The organism is Streptomyces tanashiensis (genome assembly GCF_014648895.1).
GTDB lineage: Bacteria > Actinomycetota > Actinomycetes > Streptomycetales > Streptomycetaceae > Streptomyces > Streptomyces tanashiensis.
In genome coordinates, this window is the sequence record NZ_BMRZ01000007.1 from 193,334 (window position 1) to 213,033 (window position 19,700).

Annotated in this window: 13 protein-coding genes; 5 read left to right on the forward strand and 8 right to left on the reverse strand. The window is 72.7% G+C overall.

The window, feature by feature from the left end; genetic code table 11:
* Positions 1-12 precede the first annotated feature (12 nt).
* Positions 13-1,083: an RNA ligase (ATP) gene (locus IE237_RS22510; RefSeq protein WP_189803869.1), complete on the forward strand. Its 1,071-nt coding sequence runs from the start codon at positions 13-15 to the stop codon at positions 1,081-1,083.
* 10 nt (positions 1,084-1,093) lie between these two features.
* Here IE237_RS22510 and IE237_RS22515 read toward each other — a convergent pair whose 3' ends face one another.
* Both IE237_RS22515 and IE237_RS22520 read right to left on the reverse strand, forming a co-directional pair.
* On the reverse strand, positions 1,094-1,957 hold the full coding sequence (locus IE237_RS22515) for an acyl-CoA thioesterase (RefSeq protein ID WP_189803870.1): 864 nt from the start codon (positions 1,955-1,957) through the stop codon (positions 1,094-1,096).
* A 12-nt stretch (positions 1,958-1,969) separates the two neighbouring features.
* The gene (locus IE237_RS22520; RefSeq protein WP_189803871.1) at positions 1,970-4,528 is read right to left on the reverse strand and encodes a DEAD/DEAH box helicase; all 2,559 of its coding nucleotides are present in this window, start codon (positions 4,526-4,528) and stop codon (positions 1,970-1,972) included.
* 86 nt (positions 4,529-4,614) lie between these two features.
* Here IE237_RS22520 and IE237_RS22525 point away from each other — a divergent pair, with 86 nt between their 5' ends.
* Positions 4,615-5,406 carry a metal-dependent hydrolase gene (locus IE237_RS22525; protein ID WP_189803872.1) on the forward strand — a complete coding sequence of 264 codons (792 nt, stop codon included), beginning with the start codon at positions 4,615-4,617 and terminating at the stop codon, positions 5,404-5,406.
* On the opposite strand, the gene IE237_RS22530 is transcribed toward IE237_RS22525, so the two are convergent.
* Positions 5,403-6,152, reverse strand: a complete 750-nt coding sequence (locus tag IE237_RS22530; RefSeq protein ID WP_189803873.1) for a TetR/AcrR family transcriptional regulator — start codon at positions 6,150-6,152, stop codon at positions 5,403-5,405. The two genes, IE237_RS22525 and IE237_RS22530, sit on opposite strands and share 4 nt — an antisense overlap.
* A 110-nt stretch (positions 6,153-6,262) precedes the next feature.
* Here IE237_RS22530 and IE237_RS22535 point away from each other — a divergent pair, with 110 nt between their 5' ends.
* Complete coding sequence (locus IE237_RS22535; RefSeq protein ID WP_189803874.1) at positions 6,263-6,970, forward strand: NAD(P)-dependent oxidoreductase; 708 nt, start codon at positions 6,263-6,265, stop codon at positions 6,968-6,970.
* A 63-nt stretch (positions 6,971-7,033) separates the two neighbouring features.
* Here the strand turns inward: IE237_RS22535 and IE237_RS22540 are convergent, their stop codons facing one another.
* Complete coding sequence (locus IE237_RS22540) at positions 7,034-8,815, reverse strand: ABC transporter ATP-binding protein (protein ID WP_189803875.1); 1,782 nt, start codon at positions 8,813-8,815, stop codon at positions 7,034-7,036.
* Positions 8,812-10,623, reverse strand: a complete 1,812-nt coding sequence (locus tag IE237_RS22545) for an ABC transporter transmembrane domain-containing protein (protein ID WP_189803876.1) — start codon at positions 10,621-10,623, stop codon at positions 8,812-8,814. Before IE237_RS22545 ends, IE237_RS22540 begins: the two co-directional genes overlap by 4 nt.
* 193 nt (positions 10,624-10,816) lie before the next feature.
* Here IE237_RS22545 and IE237_RS22550 point away from each other — a divergent pair, with 193 nt between their 5' ends.
* Positions 10,817-12,424, forward strand: coding sequence for a peptide-N4-asparagine amidase (locus tag IE237_RS22550; protein WP_189803877.1), 1,608 nt, complete (start codon positions 10,817-10,819; stop codon positions 12,422-12,424).
* A gap of 56 nt (positions 12,425-12,480) precedes the next feature.
* Here the strand turns inward: IE237_RS22550 and IE237_RS22555 are convergent, their stop codons facing one another.
* The 3 genes from IE237_RS22555 to IE237_RS22565 all read right to left on the reverse strand — a co-directional run bounded on the left by IE237_RS22555 (position 12,481) and on the right by IE237_RS22565 (position 17,581).
* Complete coding sequence (locus tag IE237_RS22555; RefSeq protein WP_189803878.1) at positions 12,481-13,914, reverse strand: Gfo/Idh/MocA family protein; 1,434 nt, start codon at positions 13,912-13,914, stop codon at positions 12,481-12,483.
* A 241-nt stretch (positions 13,915-14,155) separates the two neighbouring features.
* Positions 14,156-17,080 carry an FAD-binding and (Fe-S)-binding domain-containing protein gene (locus IE237_RS22560; RefSeq protein WP_189803879.1) on the reverse strand — a complete coding sequence of 975 codons (2,925 nt, stop codon included), beginning with the start codon at positions 17,078-17,080 and terminating at the stop codon, positions 14,156-14,158.
* Between the two features lie 39 nt (positions 17,081-17,119).
* Positions 17,120-17,581: a MarR family winged helix-turn-helix transcriptional regulator gene (locus tag IE237_RS22565; protein WP_189803880.1), complete on the reverse strand. Its 462-nt coding sequence runs from the start codon at positions 17,579-17,581 to the stop codon at positions 17,120-17,122.
* 90 nt (positions 17,582-17,671) lie between these two features.
* Between IE237_RS22565 and IE237_RS22570 the strand changes: the two genes are divergently transcribed.
* A complete protein-coding gene (locus tag IE237_RS22570; RefSeq protein ID WP_189803881.1) occupies positions 17,672-19,516 on the forward strand; it encodes an ABC transporter ATP-binding protein in 1,845 nt (614 codons plus the stop codon).
* The last annotated feature ends 184 nt before the right edge of the window (positions 19,517-19,700 follow it).

Sequence of the window (19,700 nt, forward strand, 5' to 3'; positions counted from 1 at the left end):
GAGTCCTGAACCATGTCCACCCTGCGCGTCACCGCCGAAGTCCTGACCGTCCATCCGCATCCGAACGCCGACGCCCTGGAGCTCGCCCAGGTCGGCCTCTACCGGGCCGTCGTCGGCAAGGGGATCTACCGGACGGGCGACGTCGCCGTCTACATCCCCGAGCAGGCCGTGCTGCCCCTCCCGCTCGTCGCGGAGCTGGGGCTCACCGGGCGGCTCGCCGGAGGGAACGCGGACCGGGTCAAGGCGGTACGACTGCGCGGGGAGCTGTCGCAGGGCATCGTGTGCCGCCCCGGCGCGCTCGCCGGCACCGACCTGGCACGGGCCGCGGCCGAGGGCACCGACTTCGCGGAGACGCTCGGGATCACCAAGTGGGTGCCGCCGATACCGCCGACGATGAGCGGGGACGTGGAGCCCGCACCCGACCTGCTGCCCTGGGTCGACATCGAGAACCTGGGCCGCTATCCCGAGGTGTTCGAGCCCGGCGAGCCCGTCGTCCTGACGGAGAAGCTGCACGGCACCGCCTGCCTGCTGACCTTCCACGCCGAGGAGGGGCGGGTGCAGGTCTCCTCCAAGGGGTTCGGGTCCAAGGGCCTCGCCCTCCGGGAGGACCCGCGCAACCTGTACTGGCGCGCCGTCCACGGTCACGGCCTCGCCGGCGTCGCCGAGCGGCTCGCGAAGCGCCTCGGCGCCCGCCGGGTCGGGCTCTTCGGCGAGGTGTACGGCTCCGGGGTGCAGGACCTCGCCTACGGCGCCGACGCCCGCTCCGAGACCGTCGGCTACGCCCTGTTCGACGTGTCGGCCGAGATCGACGGGCAGGTCCGCTGGCTGGACCCGGAGGAGGTCGTCGAGGCGGGCGAGGTCCCGCTCGTCCCGCGGCTGTACGCGGGGCCGTACGACCTGGACACGGTCCTCGCGCACGCGAGCGGCCGGGAGACCGTCTCCGGCCGCGAGACCCATCTGCGGGAGGGCGTCGTCATCCGGCCCGCGACCGAGCGGTACAGCCCGGTCGTCGGCGGCCGGGCCATCGCCAAGGCGGTCAGCCCGGCCTACCTGACCCGCAAGGGCGGCACCGAGTACGAGTGACCCGGGAGGGTCAGAGCTTCCTGAACAGGCCCTCCTGGACCACCGACACCAGCAGCCTGCCCTCGCGGTCGTAGATCCGGCCCCGCGCGAGTCCCCGGCCGCCCGTGGCGATCGGGGACTCCTGGTCGTACAGGAACCACTCGTCCGCCCGGAACGGCCGGTGGAACCACATCGCGTGGTCCAGCGAGGCCATGTCGAAGCCGCGCGGGCCCCACAGCGGCTCGACCGGGATCCGGACGGCGTCCAGGAGCGTCATGTCCGAGGCGTACGTCAGGGCGCAGGTGTGGATCAGCGGGTCGTCGCCCAGCGGCCCCACGGCCCGCATCCACACCGCGCTCCGCGGGTCCGCGCCCTTGACCTCCTCCGGCGTCCAGCGCAGCCGGTCCACGTACCGGATGTCGAAGGGCTGCCGGCGGGCCATCCGCTCCAGGGCCTCCGGCAGCGTGCCCAGGTGCTGACGGACCTCGTCGGCGAGGTTCGGCAGGCTCTCCGGGTCGGTCAGGTGCCGCGGCGGCAGCTGATGCTCGATGCCGTCCTCCTCGGGCCGGTGGAAGGAGGCCGTCAGATTGAAGATCGTCCGCCCTTCCTGGACCGCCGTGACCCGGCGGGTCGTGAACGAGCGCCCGTCGCGCACCCGCTCCACCTGGTACACGATCGGCACCCCCGGCCGGCCCGGCCGCAGGAAGTAGGCGTGCAGCGAGTGCACCGGGCGGTCGCCCTCCGTGGTGCGGCCGGCCGCCACCAGGGCCTGCCCGGCGACCTGCCCGCCGAAGACCCGCTGGAGCGACTCCTGCGGGCTGCGCCCGCGGAAGATGTTGACCTCGATCTGCTCCAGGTCGAGCAGATCCACGAGCCTCTCGGCGGGGTTGGTCACCACTGAACTCCTCTACAGCTGTCCGACGGACGTCACACGGAGCACGGCCCGGCCCTCTTCGTCGGAGGCCGCGAGGTCCACCTCCGCGCTGATGCCCCAGTCATGGTCGCCGTTCGGGTCGGCGAAGGTCTGCCGGACGCGCCACAGGCCGTGCGCCGCGTCCTCCTCGATCGCGAGCAGCTTCGGGCCGCGCGCGTCCGGACCCGTTCCCAGGTCGTCGTACTCGTCCCAGTACGCGTCCATCGCCTCGCCCCACGCGTCCGCGTCCCAGCCGGACTCGGCGTCCAGCTCGCCCAGCGCGTCGACGTTGTCGAGGGCGGCCAGCTCCACGCGGCGGAACATGGCGTTGCGCACCAGGACCCGGAAGGCGCGGGCGTTCGCCGTGACCGGCTTGACCTGGTCGGCCTTCTCCTGGGCCTCCTCGGCCGTCTGGATCTCCGGGTTCGCCAGCTGCTCCCACTCGTCGAGCAGCGAGGAGTCCACCTGGCGCACCATCTCGCCGAGCCAGGCGATCAGGTCCTCCAGGTCCTCGGTCTTCAGGTCGTCCGGGATGGTGTGGTCGAGCGCCTTGTACGCGCTCGCCAGGTACCGCAGCACGATGCCCTCGGTCCGCGCCAGCTCGTACCAGGACGTGAACTCGGTGAAGGTCAGCGCCCGTTCGTACATGTCACGGATGACGGACTTCGGCGACACCGGGTGGTCGCCGACCCACGGGTGCGACTTCCGGTAGACGTTGTACGCGTGCCAGAGCAGCTCCTCCAGGGGCTTCGGGTACGAGATGTCCTGGAGCCGCTCCATCCGCTCCTCGTACTCGACGCCGTCCGCCTTCATCTGCCCGACGGCCTCGCCGCGCGCCTTGTTCTGCATGGCGGCGAGGATCTGGCGCGGGTCGTCGAGCGTCGACTCGACGACGGACACCATGTCCAGGGCGTACGAGGGGGACTCCGGGTCGAGCAGGTCGAAGGCGGCGAGCGCGAACGTCGACAGCGGCTGGTTGAGCGCGAAGTCCTGCTGGAGGTCGACCGTCAGACGGATCGTGCGGCCCTCGGCGTCCGGCTCGTCGAGCTGCTCCACCACACCGCCGTCGAGCAGCGAGCGGTAGATCGCGATGGCCCGGCGGATGTGCCGCAGCTGCGCCTTGCGCGGCTCGTGGTTGTCCTCCAGGAGCTTGCGCATCGCCTCGAAGGCGTTGCCCGGCCGGGCGATCACCGAGAGCAGCATGATGTTGGTGACCTTGAAGCGGGAGGTCAGCGGCTCCGGCTCGGCCGCGATCAGCTTCTCGAAGGTGGTGTCGCTCCAGGCGACGAAGCCCTCGGGGGCCTTCTTGCGGACGACCTTGCGGCGCTTCTTCGGGTCGTCGCCGGCCTTCGCGAGCGCCTTCTCGTTCTCGATGACGTGCTCGGGGGCCTGCGCCACGACGAAGCCGGCGGTGTCGAAGCCGGCGCGGCCGGCCCGGCCCGCGATCTGGTGGAACTCTCGGGCGCGCAGGGTGCGCACCCGGTTGCCGTCGTACTTGGTGAGGGCCGTGAAGAGCACCGTGCGGATCGGCACGTTCACGCCGACGCCCAGGGTGTCCGTCCCGCAGATCACCTTCAGGAGGCCCGCCTGGGCGAGCTTCTCCACGAGCCGCCGGTACTTCGGCAGCATGCCCGCGTGGTGGACGCCGATGCCGTGGCGGACGTACCGCGAGAGGTTCTGGCCGAACTTGGTGGTGAAGCGGAAATTGCCGATGAGCTCGGCGATCTGGTCCTTCTCCTCGCGCGTGCACATGTTGATGCTCATCAGCGACTGCGCGCGCTCGACGGCCTGCGCCTGCGTGAAGTGCACGATGTAGACGGGCGCCTGCTTGGTCTCCAGGAGCTCGGTCAGGGTGTCCGTGATGGGCGTGAGGCGGTACTCGTACGACAGCGGCACCGGCCGGGTCGCCGAGCGGACCACCGACGTCGGCCGCCCGGTGCGCCGGGTGAGGTCCTTCTCGAACATCGACACGTCGCCGAGCGTCGCCGACATGAGGACGAACTGCGCCTGGGGGAGTTCGAGCAGCGGGATCTGCCACGCCCAGCCGCGGTCCTGCTCGGCGTAGAAGTGGAACTCGTCCATGACGACCTGGCCGATGTCGGCGTACTTGCCGTCCCGCAGGGCGATCGACGCGAGCACCTCCGCCGTGCAGCAGATCACCGGGGCGTCCGCGTTCACGGAGGCGTCGCCGGTCAGCATGCCGACGTTCTCCGTGCCGAAGAGCTTGCACAGGTCGAAGAACTTCTCCGACACCAGCGCCTTGATCGGCGCGGTGTAGAAGGTCACCTGGTCGTTCGCGAGCGCGGTGAAGTGCGCACCCGCCGCGACCAGCGACTTTCCCGATCCGGTGGGTGTGGACAAGATCACGTTCGCCCCGGAGACGACCTCGATCAGCGCCTCTTCCTGGGCCGGGTAGAGCGTGATGCCCCGGTCCTCGGCCCAGGAGGAGAAGGCCTCGAAGAGGGCGTCGGGGTCGGCGGTCGGCGGCAGCTGATCGATAAGGGTCACGCCCCCATCTTGCCCGCATTCCGCTCGGATGAGGGAACCGGCCATCAGCAGTCTTGATCACGGACGATAGGCTCGTCCGTCGACCGGTCGTCAACTGAGCGCCGGCAGGGGAGAAACGGGGCGGGCCAACCATGATGGGACCGGCGCACTCGCTGTCCGGAGCGGCGGCCTGGCTGGGCGTCGGAGCGGCGGCCGCCGCCTTCGACCACCCGATGCCCTGGCCGGTTCTCGTCGTCGGCGCGCTCATCTGCGCGGGCGCCGCGCTCGCCCCCGACCTCGACCACAAGTCGGCGACCATCTCCCGCGCCTTCGGACCGGTCTCCCGGGGCCTGTGCGAGATCGTCGACAAGCTGTCGTACGCCGTCTACAAGGCGACCCGCTCCTCGGCCGACCCCCGCAGGTCCGGCGGGCACCGGACCCTCACCCACACCTGGCTCTGGGCGGTCCTGATCGGCGCCGGGGCGTCCGTCGCGGCGGTCACCGGAGGCCGCTGGGCCGTCCTCGCGATCCTCTTCGTGCACCTGGTCCTCGCCGTGGAGGGCCTGCTGTGGCGGGCCGCCCGGATGTCCAGCGACGTCCTGGTCTGGCTGCTCGGCGCCACGAGCGCCTGGATCCTCGCGGGCGTCCTCGACAAGGCCGGCAACGGCTCGGACTGGTTCTTCACCGGCCCCGGCCAGGAGTACCTGTGGCTGGGCCTGCCCATCGTCCTGGGCGCGCTCGTGCACGACATCGGCGACGCCCTGACCGTCTCCGGCTGCCCGATCCTGTGGCCCATCCCCGTCGGCCGCAAGCGCTGGTACCCGCTCGGCCCGCCCAAGGGCATGCGCTTCCGGGCGGGCAGCTGGGTCGAGCTCAAGGTCCTGATGCCCGCCTTCATGGTCCTCGGCGGCGTGGGCGGAGCCTCGGCGCTCGGTTTCTTCTAGGTGCCTTCCGGGCGCGGGACGCCGAGCGTCGTCACGAGCCGCGCCAGCTCCTCCTCGAAGAGCTTGTCCGGGCTCGCCGTCTGCCGGCCCAGATGCCCGTACACCTCCAGCGCCACGAGCCCGTGCAGGTGCCCCCAGAGGCGCAGGGCGAGCGCGACGCCGGCGGGCGGCAGCTCGGGGAAGGCCGGGCGCACCTTGTCGAGCAGTCCGGCGTCGAAGTCGGACCAGGTGAACGCGCTGTCCCGGTAGAGGGGTTCGGCGTGCGGCCAGGCCGCCGCCGCGAGGCCGGCGAGCCCGGTGCACACCCGGCGGGCCGCGTCGGGGGCGGGTCCCGCCTCGGGGGCCCGGTAGCCCGGCACGGGGTCGCCGTAGACGAGGCGGAACCCCTCGGGGTTCGTCAGGGCCCAGGTGCGGAAGGCGCGGGCCCAGGCCAGGATCCGGGCGGCCGGGTCCTGCGCGCCGGCGGTGCTCCAGGCCGTCTCCACGGCGTCGGCGAGCGCCGAGTACACGTCGTCGATGAGGCGGGTGACGAGGTCGTCCCGGGTGGCGAAGTAGCCGTAGATCGCGTTGGCCGTCATGCCCATCTCGCGGGCGATGGCCCGCAGGGTGATCGCGTCGGGGCCGCCCGAGGCCATCAGGCGCAGGGCCGTGTCCTTGATCTCGGCCGTCGTCTCGGCCCGTAGCCGCTCACGGCGTCCCCGGGTGGCCGGAGCCGCCCCCGTCCGTGTCTCCGAAGTCCCGCTCATCCGGGCATCCTATCGCTTCCTTGGTGGACGTATGGAAACTGCACGCCGTGAACTTCACGGCGTATAGTTTTCGCACGCCGTCACGTCAGATGTGATCACAGGGGAGAGTCATGCACATCGGAGTCATCGGAGCCACCGGCACCCTCGGCAGCCGCGTCGTCGCGGAGGCACTGGAGCGCGGGCACCACATCAGGGCCTTCGGCCGCGACGCCACGGGGGCGGCGGCCGGAGAGACCCGCGAGAACATCACCTGGGCGAGCCTCGACGTCCTCGACCCCGAAGCCGTCGCCGCCGTCCTGCCCGGACTCGACGTCCTCGTCAGCGCCTTCCAGCCCGGGAACGCCTCCCGCGACCTGGAGGACACCGTGCGCCGCTCCATCGCCGACGCCGGGGTCTACGCCACCGCGGCACGGTCCCTGCTCAAGGCCCTGGAGAGCCACCCCAGGACCCGGCTGATCGTGATCGGCGGCGCGGGCAGCCTGGAGGTCGCGCCCGGAGTGGTCCTCGCCGACGCCGAGGACCGGCTCCACGAGACCCTCGACGGCGTCGGCCTCCCCCGTGCCTACGCGGCGGCCGTACGGGGCCACCGGGACGCGCTGAACGTGCTGCGCACCTCCAACCGCCGGTGGACCTACTTCAGCCCCGCCGAGGACATCGCCCCCGGCACCCGCACCGGCCGCTTCCGCATCGGCGAGGACCAGCCGGTCCGGGACGCCGAGGGGCGCAGCCGCGTCTCGGCGGAGGACGCCGCCGTGGCCCTCGTCGACGAGGCGGAGCTGCCCCGCTTCGTCCAGCGCCGCTTCACGATCGGCTACTGAAGGCCGCCGGGCCGGGCCGTCGCGCGACGGCCCGGCCCGGCACCCCCTCCACGCCTCCGCGCGTCAGCCGTGCCAGGACCGCCACAGCGCCGCGTACGCGCCGTCCGCCGCGACCAGCTCGTCGTGGCTGCCGAGCTCGCTGATCCGGCCCGACTCGACCACCGCGATCAGATCGGCGTCGTGCGCGGTGTGCAGCCGGTGCGCGATGGCCACGACCGTACGGCCGTCCAGGACCCGGCCGAGCGAGCGCTCCAGGTTCCGGGCCGCGCGCGGGTCCAGCAGCGAGGTCGCCTCGTCGAGGACCAGGGTGTGCGGGTCCGCGAGGACGAGCCGGGCCAGCGCGATCTGCTGGGCCTGCGCCGGGGTCAACGAGCGGCCGCCCGAGCCGACCTCGGTGTCCAGGCCCTCGTCGAGACCACGGGCCCAGACCTCCGCGTCCACCGCCGCGAGCGCCGCCCACAGGTCGGTGTCGGCCGCCCCGGCCCTGGCGAGCAGCAGGTTGTCGCGGAGGGAGCCCACGAAGACGTGGTGCTCCTGGTTGACCAGGGCCACATGCTCGCGGACCCGCTCGGCGGGCATCCGGGCCAGCTCGGCGGCGCCGAGGGTGACCGACCCGGTCCTCGGGGCGTAGATCCCCGCGAGCAGCCGGCCGAGCGTGGACTTGCCCGCGCCGGACGGGCCGACCAGGGCCAGCCGGGTGCCGGGCGCCACCGTCAGGGACACCTCGTGCAGCACGTCGACGCCCTCGCGGTACCCGAACCGGACCTCGTCCGCCCGCACCGCCCGGCCCTCGGGCCGCACCTCCCGGTCGCCCGCGTCCGGCTCGATGTCCCGGACGCCGACGAGCCGGGCCAGCGACACCTGCGCGACCTGGAGCTCGTCGTACCAGCGGAGCACGATCCCGATCGGGTCCACCAGCATCTGCGAGAGCAGCGCACCCGTCGTCAGCTGGCCCACGTCGATCCAGCCCCGCAGCACGAACACCCCGCCCAGCAGCAGGACCGCGCACAGCACCGTCGTATGGGTGAGGTTGACGACGGGGAAGAGCACTGAGCGCAGGAAGAGCGTGTACCGCTCCCACGCCACCCACTCCGAGATCCGCCGGTCCGAGAGCGCGATCCGCCGCGCGCCGAGGCGGTGCGCCTCGACCGTGCGGCCCGCGTCGACGGTCTCGGCGAGCGCCGCGGCCACCGCCGCGTACCCCGCGGACTCCGAGCGGTACGCGGACGGCGCCCGCCTGAAGTACCACCGGCCGCCCACGATCAGCACTGGCGCGGCGAGCAGCGCGGCGAGCGCGAGCGGCGGCGCGGTCACCGCGAGGCCGCCGAGCAGCAGCCCCGCCCAGACGACGCCGATGGCCAGCTGGGGCACGGCCTCGCGCATCGCGTTCGCCAGCCGGTCGACGTCCGTGGTGATCCGGGAGAGCAGGTCGCCCGTCCCGGCCCGTTCGAGGACGCCCGGCGGCAGCCGGACCGCGCGGACGAGGAAGTCCTCGCGCAGATCCGCGAGCATCTCCTCGCCGAGCATCGCGCCGCGCAGCCGGACGAGCCGCACGAACACCGTCTGGACGAGCAGGGCGACCGCGAACAGCGCGACCGTACGCTCCAGGTGGAGGTCACGCGCGCCGTCCGCGAGGCCGTCCACCACCGAGCCGAGCAGGTACGGGCCGGCCATCGAGGCGGTCACGGCGACCGCGTTCACCCCGATGAGCAGCGCGAACGCCCTGCGGTGCCGCCTCAACAGCTCGCGGACGTACGCGCGGACGGTGGAGGTCCTGGCGACGGGCAGCGTCGTCGCCGTCTTCGGGGCCGCCGGGTCGTACTCCGGCGGCGCCAGGCCGATCATGCCGATTCCCCTTCCAGTGCTTCGAGTTCGCCCGCGCCCCGGGAGGCGGTGGCGAGCTCCTCGTCCGTCTCGCGGGTGACGACCGCGCGGTAGCGGGGTTCCCCGGCGAGCAGCTCGCGGTGGGTGCCGACCGCGACCGCCTGGCCCTCGTGGACCAGGACGACCCGGTCGGCGCGGTCCAGGAGCAGCGGCGAGGAGGCCAGGACCACGGTGGTCCTGGTCCTCCGCAGCTCCGCGATCCCGGCGGCCACGGCGGCCTCGGTGTGCGCGTCGACCGCCGAGGTCGGCTCGTCGAGGACGAGCACCTCCGGGTCGGCCACGAGGGACCGGGCCAGCGCGAGCCGCTGGCGCTGGCCGCCGGAGAGCGAGCGGCCCCGCTCGGTGATGCGGGTGCGCATCGCGTCGCCGCCGGTGCCCACGGAGGCCTGCGCGAGCGCGTCGAGGACGTCGTCGCACCGGGCGGCGGCAAGCGCCTCCTCGGCCCTGACGGCGCCCGAGGCGGGCACGTCGAGCAGGTCGCGGAGGGTGCCCGAGAGCAGCACCGGTTCCTTGTCCTGGACGAGGACGACGGTACGGGCGTCGGCGAGCGGCAGTTCGTCGAGCGGCACGCCGCCGAGGAGCACCGAGGTGTGGCCGGCGTCCGCCTCCGCCGGATGCCCCCCGAGCCGGTCCGCGAGCCGCCCGGCCACGTCCGGATCTCCGCAGACCACGGCCGTGAACAGCCCGGCGGGGGCGCGCAGTCCGGTCAGCGGGTCGTACAGGTCGCCGGTGGCCCGGCGCTCCCCGTCCCCGGGCTCGACCGTGGTGGTGGTCGTCCGGGCCAGCGCGAGGACCCGGGCGGCCCGCCGCGCGGACGGCCGCGAGAAGGAGAAGGCCTGGGCGATCTCCTCGAAGTTGCGCAGCGCGTGATGGGTCAGGGCCACCGCGCTGTAGACCGTGACCAGCTCGCCGACCTCGATCCGCCCGTCGAGCGCGAGCCGGGTCCCGTACGCCACCACGGCGATGAGCAGCAGGCCCGGCAGCACCACCTGGATCGCGGCGATCAGGGCCCACATCCGCGCACTGTGCACGGCGGCCCCGCGGACCTCCTGGGAGGCGGCGCGGTAGCGGCCGAGGAAGAGCTCCTCGCCGCCGATGCCGCGCAGCACCCGGAGTCCGGCGACCGTGTCGGAGGCCAGCTCGGTGGCCCGGCCCGCCTTCTCGCGCTGGACGTCGGCCCGGCGGGTCGCGCGGGGGAGGAGCGGCAGCACGGCGAGGGCGAGGACGGGGATGCCGACGGCCACCACCACACCCAGGGCCGGCTGGTAGACGACGAGGCCCACGCAGATGACGACGAGGGTGACGGCGGCCGCGGCGAACCGGGAGAGCGCCTCGACGAACCATCCGATCCGCTCGACGTCACCCGTCGACACGGCGACGACCTCGCCCGCGGCGACCCGGCGGGTCAGGACGGATCCCAGTTCGGCGGTCTTGCGGGAGAGGAGCTGCTGCACGCGGGCCGCCGCGGTGATCCAGTTGGTGACGGCGGTGCGGTGGAGCATCACGTCACCGGCCGCGATCGCGGAGCCGAGGACCACGAGCAGCACCCCGGCGAGCGCGAGCCGTCCGCCGTCGCGGTCCACGACCGCCTGGACGGCCAGCCCGACGCCGAGCGGCAGACCGGCGATGCCCAGATGGTGCAGCAGCCCCCAGAGCAGGGACTTCACCTGTCCGCCGAGCTGTTGTCGGCCGAGCCAGAGGAGGAACCGGGTGCCCGAACGGACATCGGGGACCCCCGGGTCGGCATAGGGAAGATCTCGAATCTGCATGGCTGCCCAGGATCTCCGGGTCTGTCTGGGGGGAACGCGCGCCGGAGGTGTGCGACGGCGGCGTGGAAACCGTGCAAGGTTCGCTTTTCTGCCGTGGAGCGGCAATCGATTTTCCCCAAGAGGGAACAGATCGCGCCATGTCCGCTCATCGTCCTCTGGACCGCACCGCACGACCACGCTTCACTTCCGGCCCATGAGATCACTCAAGATCACGAGCGTGATCGGCGGTCTGGTGCTCGCCGCCGGCGCGCTGTTCACCGCCCACCCGGCCGCCGCCGACGGTCCGAACGGCCCGACGCCCCCGGCCGAGTTCACCAGCGACTGGCACGACCCGGTCACCGCCGCCCCGCCCGTCGGCACCCCCGGAACCCGCAGCTGCGAGGTCACCCTCGCCGCCGCCCAGTTCCGCGACTTCACCCCCTACCAGGGCGACTACACCCCGCCGAAGGAGTGCGGCACCCGCTGGAACAAGGTCGTCCTGCGTCTGGAGGGACAGGTCAAGGGCCGCCAGTACGATCGGCTCGGCCACCTCTCCGTCGGCGGCGTGGAGATCCTCCGCACCTCCACGCCCCAGCCCTCGCCCGACGGCATCGCCTGGTCGGTCGAGAAGGACGTCACCCGCTACCGGGATACCCTCAGCCGCCCGCAGCCCGTCGAGATGCTCATCGGCAATGTCGTGAACGAGACGTACACCGGTGTCATCGACGTCCGCGTCACCCTCACCTTCCACACCGCCGAGGGCCGGGTGAAGCCCGCCGCCGGCACCCCCGACCGGGTCGTCCCGCTCACCGGCGCCACCCTCACCACCCCGCGCAACACCGAACGCGTCCTCGCCGAGGTGTACGCCACCGGCTCGGGCGGCGGCTGCGAGGAGTACTGGTACCTCTCCGTTCCGGACGCCGCCCCCTACTCCTGCCGGGCGACCGACGGACCGCACCGCGAGGTCCGGGTCTCCGTCGACGGCCGGCTCGCGGGCATCGCCGCACCCTTCCCCACGGTCTGGACCGGCGGCTGGTCCAACCCCTTCCTCTGGTACGTCACCCCCGGGCCGCGCGCCTTCGACGTGCAGCCGGTCGTCTACGACCTGACGCCCTTCGCCGCCCTCCTCAACGACGGGAACGCCCACCGCGTGGAGGTCTCGGTCGCCGGCGTCCCGGCCGGTCTGAGCGGCTGGTCGACCCCCACCAACGTGCTGCTCTGGCAGGACGAGGGCAGCCGTGTCGTCACCGGCGGCCTCGACCGCCACGAGGAGAGCGCCCCGCGCAACTCCTCCGTGTACACGGCGGGTTCACCGCAGCGGGTCGACACGGAGGCGAGCCACCGGCTCACCGTCGCCGGCCACCTGAACACCTCGCACGGCCGGGTCGACACCACCGTGAGCAGGACCGTCGCCAGTGACATCGTCCACCGCTGGGGCCAGGACGAGAACCCGGACGCGCTCACCGCGCGCTGGACCGACCGGGAGACCGTGACCAGCGGCCGGACCGTCACCCGCGTCGACCGCACCTACACGATGGACGGCGAGACCACGATCGGCGCCGGCGACCGGCTGCGGACGGTCCTCACCCTCGGGGACCGCGCCGACACCGTCGTCCTGCGCGACGGGCGGCGGCTCTCCTGGTCACGGCTCGACGACACGTACACCGGGGACGCCACGTACACCACGGGTGTGCCGCGCGACCAGCGGCACGCGGTCGGCACGACGAGCGAGCGCTACCGGCTGTACGGCTCGGCCGGCTGCCACGACCGGACCCTGACCACCGTCCAGGGCACGGTCACCCAGGACCTGCGCCGCTGCTGAACGCGACGGTGCCCGGCCCCGCTCGGCAGAGCCGGGGCCGGGCACCGCACCGCACGTCAGGTGCGGGCGGGCTTCGCCGAGTCCACGCCCGAGCGGGTCTTCGTCCACTCGCCGCGCGTGAAGTCGGGGATCTCCTGCGGCGCCCCGTTCGCCTTGATCGAGGCGTGGCTCAGCGGCACCGGAGCCGTCCAGGTGGCGGCGTCGTACACGTCGAAGTCCGGCGGAAGGCCCAGCTGGAGACACTGCATCAGGCGGTAGAGCATGATGTAGTCCATGCCGCCGTGGCCGCCCGGCGGATTGGCGTGCTCCTTCCACAGCCAGTGGTCGAACTCGGCCGCGTACGCCGAGAAGTCGCCCCACACGTCGTCCTTGTGGTCCGGCTCCAGATAGATCCGGGCCGGGTAGTCCTCGAACACGCCCCGGGTGCCGCCCAGGCTGTTGATCCTGCTGTAGGGGTGCGGGGTGGAGACGTCGTGCTCCAGGCGGATCAGCCGGCCCTTGGCCGTCCGGACCACGCTGATCGTCCGGTCGCTCTCGATGTACGTCTCCTTCCAGCTCGGGTCACCGGCCGGCATGTGCGCCGCGCGGTACTCGGCGAGCCCGAGCGCCGGAGTGCCGAAGCTGCTGATGCTCACCACCCGGTCGCCCCGGTTGACGTCCATGTAGTTGGCGACCGGACCGAAGCCGTGGTTCGGGTAGAGGTCCCCGCGCAGCCGCGTGTGCCACAGCCGGCGCCAGGGCCCCTCGTAGTACGTCGGCGAGAACATCAGGCCGCGCAGGTCGTGGTTGTACGCCCCCGCGCCGTGCAGCAGCTCCCCGAACCTGCCGGCGTGCGCCATCCGCAGCACCCGCATCTCGTTCCGCCCGTAGCAGCAGTTCTCCAGCTGCATGCAGTGGCGGCGGGTCTGCTCCGACAGGTCGACGAGCTCCCACAGCTCGTCGAGCTCCATCGCGATCGGACACTCCACGCCGACGTGCTTGCCGTGGAGCATCGCCGACCTGGCGATCGCGAAGTGGCTGTCCCAGGGGGTCGCCACGTGCACGAAGTCGACGTCGGTGCGGGTGAAGAGGTTCTCGTAGTCGTCCTCACCGTGGGTGTACAGGGCGGGGGCCGGCTGTCCGGCGGCGACGACCACCGCGGCGGCCTTCTCGGCCTTCTCGCGGACCGGGTCGCAGACGGCGACCACCCGGACCCAGGGGAGGGCGAGATAGTTGTTGATCATGCTGCCGCCGCGGTTGCCGAGCCCGACGAGGGCGACCCGGACCGTGGAACGGCCCTCGAAGGGGACCCCCGCCATGGTGGCGCCCCGGCGCTTCCGCACGGCCGCGGTCGCGGCCTCCGGCGAGACGGCGGGGGCGGATCCGGTGGCGGCCTGGGCGATCTGTCCGGCGCCGCCCGCGGCGGCGATGCCGAGCCCTGCCCCGGCCGCTCCCGCGGTGGTCCTGAGGACCTTGCGGCGGCTCGGGGTGCGCGGTGTCTGCTCGTTCATGGAACCTCCCGGAGCTGTGTGCACGGTTGTTTCATGGAGCCCGCACAGGACCCTGGCCCCGGTGGCCGATGGTGCGCAAGGGCGCCGATAGGACTCTTGCGACGGGTGGTTGGACTTTACTGTTCCGGTTCCCTCGTCGAGCCGCACCGTCCGCAGATGATCACCCGAACATACGAAGGACCCCTCACCGCCTGGGGTGAGGGGCCTCGTCCGCCCGGGAACCGGGCGGGTCGACGGAGGGTCAGGGGCGGGTGGCGCGCTCCAGGGCGAGAAGCACCGATCCGTAGCTCCGGCCCGTCGCCCGGTCCATCCCGATCTCGCACATCCGGTTGGCCGAGAAGTGCGCGTCGAACGGCCGGGCCGTGACCTCGGCCGCCTCACGGGCCGTCGCCGAGGCCGTCAGCTCCGGGTGCAGCATGCCCCGGTCTCCCGCGAAGGCGCAGCAGCCCGCGTCGACCGGGACGACGACCTCCTCCGCGCAGGCCTCGGCGAGCGCGGTGAGCTTGTCCTCGTCGCCCAGGTGCCGCATCGAGCAGGTCGGATGGACCACGGCCGAGGCGACGCGGCGCCGCACGTCGAGCCGGGGGAGCAGTTCGTCCGCCGCCCACACCAGGGAGTCCACCACGGTCAGTTCGGCGTGCAGCTCCCGGTTGTCCTCCGTCAGGTAGGGCACCACCTCGTGCGCGATCCCGAGGGTGCACGAGGAGGCGTCGACCACGAGCGGCAGCTTTCCGCCGGCCGTCCACCCCCAGGCGGCCTCGACGATCCGGTTCGCCATCACCTCGTCGCCCCGCTCGTACCCCTTGGAGTGCCAGATCGTCGCGCAGCACGTTCCGGCCACGTCGTCCGGGATCCACACCGGCCGCCCGGCCCGCGCGGACACCGCGACGACGGCCTCCGGGAGCGAGGGGCCGCGCTCGCCCTCCGGATCGCCGAAGATGCGGTTCACACAGGCCGGGTAGTAGACGGCGACCGCCGCCGGACGGTGGGTGCGGGGCAGCCGCCGCGCCGCCGCGCCCGGGATCTCCGGCAGCCACTCCGGTACGAGGTCGGGGCGGACGGTCCTGCGGGCGAGGCCCGTCACGGCCTCCAGGACCCGGTCGCCGATCCGGTCCGCGGCGGCGACCGCGAGCCGCGCGGAGGCCTCCACGGCCCGGAAGTTCCTGGCCGCGAGGGCCGCGACCCGCTCCTCGCGCGGAGAGTGGCGCTCGTGCCGGAACTCCTTCATGAGCGCCCCGGTGTCGATCCCGACCGGGCAGGCCAGCTTGCAGGTGGAGTCGCCGGCGCAGGTGTCGACGGCGTCGTAGCCGTACGACTCGAGCAGCCGGGCCTCGACGGGGGAGCCGTCGGACTGGCGCATCATCTCCCGGCGCAGCACGATCCGCTGGCGCGGAGTGGTCGTCAGGTCGTGGCTGGGACAGGTCGGTTCGCAGAAGCCGCACTCGATGCAGGGATCGGCGATCCGCTCCACGGAGGGGATCGTCTTCAGGCCGCGCAGATGGGCCTGCGGGTCACGGTCCAGGACGATCCGCGGGGCGAGCACCCCGGCGGGGTCGAGGGCCTCCTTGACCCGCCACATCAGATCCGTCGCCTTCGTGCCCCACTCCAGCTCCAGGAAGGGCGCGATGTTGCGGCCGGTGGCGTGCTCCGCCTTCAGCGAGCCGTCGAAGCGCTCCACGGTGAGCTTGCAGAACTCGTCCATGAAGGCCGCGTACCGCTCGACGTCGGAGGGGTCGGCCGCGTCGAAGGCGAGCAGGAAGTGGAGGTTGCCGTGGGCCGCGTGGCCGGCCACGGCCGCGTCGAAGCCGTGCCGGGCCTGGAGGCCGAGCAGCGCCTCGCAGGCCTCCGCGAGCCGGTCCGGCGGCACCGCGAAGTCCTCGGTGATCAGGGTCGTACCGGAGGGGCGGGAGCCGCCGACCGCCGTCACGAAGGCCTTGCGGGCCTTCCAGTAGCCGGAGATCCGCTTCGGGTCCCGGGTGAAGGAGTTCTCCACGGAGGCGACCGGGGCGACCGTGTCGAGACCGGCGAGCACGGTCTCCGCCGCCCGTTCGTACGCCTTCAGGGCCGGCGTGTCCGGGGCCCGGAACTCGACCAGGAGCGCCGCCGTCTCCTTCGGCAGCTCCGCCCAGTCGGCGGGCACGCCCGCCACGCTCACCGAGGCCCGCAGCGTGTTGCCGTCCATGAGCTCGACGGCGAGCGCCCCGGCGTCGTTGAACAGGGGCACCGCCGCGGCGGCGGCCGGCAGGGAGGGGAAGAACAGCAGGGCCGTGGACACCTCGCGGTCCAGGGGCACGGTGTCGAAGACGACCTCGGAGATGAAGCCGAAGGTCCCCTCGGAGCCGACCATCAGACCGCGCAGGATCCGCACCGGGGTGTCGCCGTCGAGGAAGGCGTCGAGCCGGTAGCCGTTGGTGTTCTTGATGGCGTACTTGGCGCGGATCCGCGCGGTCAGCTCGGCGTCCGCCTCGATCTCCGCCTTCAGCGCCAGCAGCTCCGCGCACAGCCTCGGCTCGGCGCGCGCGAGCTCCTCGTCGGCGTCCGGGTCGGCCGTGTCGACCACGGTCCCGCTCGGCAGCACCACGGTGAGGGAGGAGACGGTCCGGTACGAGTTCCGGGTGGTGCCGGCCGTCATGCCCGAGGCGTTGTTGGCGACGACCCCGCCGATCGTGCAGGCGATCGCGCTGGCCGGATCGGGCCCCAGGACCCGGCCGTGCGGGGCGAGCGCGGCATTGGCCCGCACCACGGTGGTGCCGGGCCGGATCCGGGCCCGGGACCCGCCGTCCAGGACCTCGACGCCCGCCCAGTGCCGGCGCACGTCGACGAGGATGTCCTCGCCCTGCGCCTGGCCGTTGAGGCTGGTCCCGGCGGCCCGGAAGACCACCTCACGCCCCTTGCCGTGAGCGTAGGACAGGACGGTGGAGATGTCGTCGATGTCCTCGGCGACCACGACGACCTGCGGGACGAAGCGGTACGGGCTCGCGTCCGAGGCGTAGCGCACCAGGTCGGAGATCTTCGACAGGACCTTCCCCGGCCCGAGGAGCTCGGTCAGCTCCTCGCGCAGCCGCCGCGGCGTGCCCCGGGCCTGGAGCTCCGGCACGCGGTCGGGGGCGGGGGTCCGCTTCGTACCGGGACGCAGAGCCTGCGGGTTCGGCTCGAGGAATGGCATGTCACGGCTCCCCTTCGGCGCGTCCCCGCACCCGACGGATCAGCAGCCGCGCTCCGGGCCGGGGTCGACCAGGGCGGACAGCAGACCTTCGAGCACCTCGCGCTGTTCGACGGTCAATGGAGCAAGGATGTCCTCTGCGGCGGCCCGGCGCGCGCTGCGCAGCTCGCGCAGCGTGGCGCGGCCCGCGTCGGTGAGCTCGATCCGCACCACCCGGCGGTTGCTCGGGTCGGGCACCCGGCGCACCCGGTCGCCCGCCTCCAGTCCGTCGACGAGACTGGTCACGGCCCTCGGTACGACCTCCAGGCGGGCGGCGAGGTCGGCCATCCGGGGCGGTTCCCCGAAGTGGGCGACCGTGCGCAGGAGCCGGGACTGCGCGGGGGTGATGCCGACCGGCTCCAGGTGGCGCTTCTGGATGCGGTGCAGGCGCCGGGTGAGCCGCAGCAGCTGCTCGGCGAGGAGGCCGTCGGCGTCGGTCCCGCCCGGACGGTCGGAGGTGTTCATACGGGAACAATATCAGGACCATGTGCATTGTGAGCATAGGTAACAATGAGCTATGGTCTCTATCGACCGCCGAATCTCCCGAAGGAGCCCATGCGCCCCCACGACCAGTCCGACTGGACGCCCCCGCCTCGCGACTCCGGCCAGCCCAAGGAGCCCGCCCAGGTGCGGCGGATCCTGCGGCTCTTCCGCCCCTACCGCGCGCGCCTCGCGCTCGTCGGCCTCCTGGTCGGCGCCGCCTCGCTCGTGTCGGTCGCCTCGCCGTTCCTCCTCCGGGAGATCCTGGACACCGCGATCCCCCAGGGCCGCACCGGGCTGCTCAGCCTGCTCGCCCTCGGCATGATCGCCACCGCCGTCCTGACCAGCGTCTTCGGCGTGCTCCAGACCCTCATCTCGACCACCGTCGGCCAGCGCGTCATGCACGACCTGCGCACCGGGGTCTACGAGCAGCTCCAGCGGATGCCGCTCGCCTTCTTCACGCGCACGCGGACCGGCGAGGTCCAGTCCCGCATCGCCAACGACATCGGCGGCATGCAGGCGACCGTGACCTCCACGGCCACCTCCCTCGTCTCGAACCTCACCGCCGTCGTCGCGACCGTCGTCGCCATGCTCGCCCTCGACTGGCGCCTCACCCTGGTCTCGCTGCTCCTGCTCCCGGTCTTCGTCTGGATCAGCCGGCGCGTCGGCCGCGAGCGCAAGACGATCACCACCCAGCGCCAGAAGCAGATGGCCGCCATGGCCGCCACCGTCACCGAGTCCCTCTCGGTCAGCGGCATCCTGCTCGGCCGCACCATGGGCCGCGCCGACTCGCTCACCAAGTCCTTCGCCGAGGAGTCCGAGCGCCTCGTCGACCTCGAAGTGCGCTCCTCCATGGCCGGCCGGTGGCGGATGTCCACCATCGGGATCGTCATGGCCGCCATGCCCGCCCTGATCTACTGGGCCGCCGGCATCGCCCTCGGCCGGGGCGCCTCCGAGATCTCGCTCGGCACGCTCGTCGCCTTCGTCTCGCTCCAGCAGGGCCTCTTCCGGCCCGCCGTCAGCCTGCTCTCCACGGGGGTGCAGGTGCAGACGTCCCTCGCGCTCTTCCAGCGCATCTTCGAGTACCTCGACCTGCCCGTCGACATCACCGAACCGGACGAGCCGGTCCGGCTGCAGAAGGTCCGCGGCGAGGTCTCCTTCGAGAAGGTCGAGTTCCACTACGACCCCGAGGGCCAGAGCCGCCCGACCCTGGACGGCATCGACCTGACCGTCCCCGCCGGCGGAAGCCTGGCCGTCGTCGGCCCCACCGGCTCCGGCAAGTCCACCCTGAGCTACCTCGTGCCCCGGCTGTACGACGTCACCGGCGGCCGCGTCACCCTCGACGGGGTCGACGTGCGCGACCTGGACTTCGACACCCTGGCCCGCGCGGTCGGCGTCGTCTCCCAGGAGACGTACCTCTTCCACGCCTCCGTCGCCGACAACCTCCGCTTCGCCAAGCCGGACGCCACCGACGAGGAGATCGAGGCCGCCGCGCGCGCCGCCCAGATCCACGACCACATCGCCTCGCTCCCCGACGGGTACGACACCCTCGTCGGCGAGCGCGGCTACCGCTTCTCGGGCGGCGAGAAGCAGCGCCTCGCCATCGCGCGCACCATCCTGCGCGATCCGCCGGTGCTGATCCTCGACGAGGCGACCAGCGCCCTCGACACCCGGACCGAGCACGCGGTGCAGAGCGCCATCGACGCCCTGTCCGCCGGCCGCACCACCATCACCATCGCCCACCGGCTCTCCACCGTCCGCGACGCCGACCAGATCGTCGTCCTGGAGGCGGGCGGGATCGCCGAGCGAGGGACGCACGAGGAGCTGCTCGCCCGGGACGGGCGGTACGCGGCCCTGGTCCGCCGGGACGCCCGGACCGAACAGGCGAACGTGGGAGCGGTTGTTCCCCAGAACGTGTGATCGTTCCGGGATTCGTTGCCCGACCACCGGCAGGCATCGGAAGATTACGGAGTGCGAGCGACGGGCTGCAGACCGCGACCGCACGGTCCCACTGATGTACCTGTACGAGGAGAAGCACCACCATGAACGTCATCACCAACCTGCTCGCCGGCGTCCTCCACTTCCTGGGCTGGCTCGTCTGACG

What these genes read in the sequence shown, in the direction of transcription:
- IE237_RS22510 (WP_189803869.1), top strand. Translation starts at nt 13, where the DNA reads ATGTCCACCCTGCGCGTCACCGCCGAAGTCCTGACCGTCCATCCGCAT.
- IE237_RS22520 (WP_189803871.1), bottom strand. Translation starts at nt 4,528, where the DNA reads ATGGCCGGTTCCCTCATCCGAGCGGAATGCGGGCAAGATGGGGGCGTG.
- IE237_RS22525 (WP_189803872.1), top strand. Translation starts at nt 4,615, where the DNA reads ATGATGGGACCGGCGCACTCGCTGTCCGGAGCGGCGGCCTGGCTGGGC.
- IE237_RS22530 (WP_189803873.1), bottom strand. Translation starts at nt 6,152, where the DNA reads ATGAGCGGGACTTCGGAGACACGGACGGGGGCGGCTCCGGCCACCCGG.
- IE237_RS22535 (WP_189803874.1), top strand. Translation starts at nt 6,263, where the DNA reads ATGCACATCGGAGTCATCGGAGCCACCGGCACCCTCGGCAGCCGCGTC.
- IE237_RS22540 (WP_189803875.1), bottom strand. Translation starts at nt 8,815, where the DNA reads ATGATCGGCCTGGCGCCGCCGGAGTACGACCCGGCGGCCCCGAAGACG.
- IE237_RS22545 (WP_189803876.1), bottom strand. Translation starts at nt 10,623, where the DNA reads ATGCAGATTCGAGATCTTCCCTATGCCGACCCGGGGGTCCCCGATGTC.
- IE237_RS22550 (WP_189803877.1), top strand. Translation starts at nt 10,817, where the DNA reads ATGAGATCACTCAAGATCACGAGCGTGATCGGCGGTCTGGTGCTCGCC.
- IE237_RS22555 (WP_189803878.1), bottom strand. Translation starts at nt 13,914, where the DNA reads ATGAACGAGCAGACACCGCGCACCCCGAGCCGCCGCAAGGTCCTCAGG.
- IE237_RS22560 (WP_189803879.1), bottom strand. Translation starts at nt 17,080, where the DNA reads ATGCCATTCCTCGAGCCGAACCCGCAGGCTCTGCGTCCCGGTACGAAG.
- IE237_RS22565 (WP_189803880.1), bottom strand. Translation starts at nt 17,581, where the DNA reads ATGAACACCTCCGACCGTCCGGGCGGGACCGACGCCGACGGCCTCCTC.
- IE237_RS22570 (WP_189803881.1), top strand. Translation starts at nt 17,672, where the DNA reads ATGCGCCCCCACGACCAGTCCGACTGGACGCCCCCGCCTCGCGACTCC.